1 protein-coding gene is annotated in these 1034 nt (G+C 26.3%); it reads left to right on the top strand.

Annotated elements, in window-relative coordinates; translation table 11 throughout:
• Nucleotides 1–99: 99 nt before the first annotated feature.
• The coding region (locus tag EPJ72_RS12840; protein WP_147732502.1) for a DDE-type integrase/transposase/recombinase at nucleotides 100–1034 on the top strand (935 nt) is incomplete at its 3' end.

The following is a 1034-nucleotide window of genomic DNA, read 5'->3' as shown; positions in this document are numbered from 1 at the left end:
TTTGTTTAGGAGTATGAGATATTGGACATTTTTTAGTATAAAAAAAGCAGTATCCTTGTTATAATATTTTGATATAGAAAATAAATAAAGGATACTACTATGAAAAAAGATTATAGCACAGAATTTAAATTATTTATAGTGGATGAAGCATTAGAAACTAAAAATATTAAAAGATTTTTAAAGATAGAAGAAATACCCAAATCTACTTTTTATGCTTGGCTTAAAAAATATAAAGACACTGGAACTGTCGCCAATTTTAGCACTAGACCAAAAACTTCCCCAAATATCTTTAATAACCAAAAAGCTATTAATTTAATTATTAAACTCTATACTAAAGAATATCGAGGTAAGCATTATATTAAAGCATATTTAAATCGTGAAGGCATTAAGATAGGTGTTACAGCTATAGAGAATGTACTAAAAAGAAATAATCTTTGGAGATATAAAACAAAAAAGAAAAAGAAGCGATATGATAAACGTAAATTTGTCTCTAAAATACAAAAAGAAGGCAAAATAGTTCAAATAGACACTAAATATATCAAATTAGGCAGAAAAACAGTCTATCAGTTCACTGCTGTAGATTTAGCTACTCGTTATAGTTGGAGAGAAATCTATGAAGATAAAACACCTTCTAGTGCTTTATCTTTCTTAAAATATGTCTTAAAAACTTCACCTTTTAAGATACAGGCTATACAAACGGACAATGGTATAGAATATACTTATCGCTGTATTAATACTCCTAAAATAAATATTTTTGATGAATACTGCTTAAAAAATAAATTAGAGAGGAGATATATTCCTATAGCAACACCAAGATACAATGGCGTAGTAGAAAGAGTACACGGCATAGACGAAAGAGAATTTTATTCACGATTAAATAAAAATATCACAGTAGAATTATTAAGAGAAAAATTAAAAGAATATACACATTTTTATAACAATCAAAGATTGATTTCTTCGTTATTGTATATTACAATCAAAGAAAGAATCAAAAATATTATAGCAAGTAAAAGTACAATATCTATGGCTCCATG

Origin of the sequence: Brachyspira pilosicoli (assembly GCF_008016535.1) — a bacterium.
Classification (GTDB): Bacteria; Spirochaetota; Brachyspiria; order Brachyspirales; family Brachyspiraceae; genus Brachyspira; species Brachyspira pilosicoli_A.
Note: the sequence above shows the minus strand (reverse complement) of the source record. Positions and strands in the feature narration are given on the sequence as shown.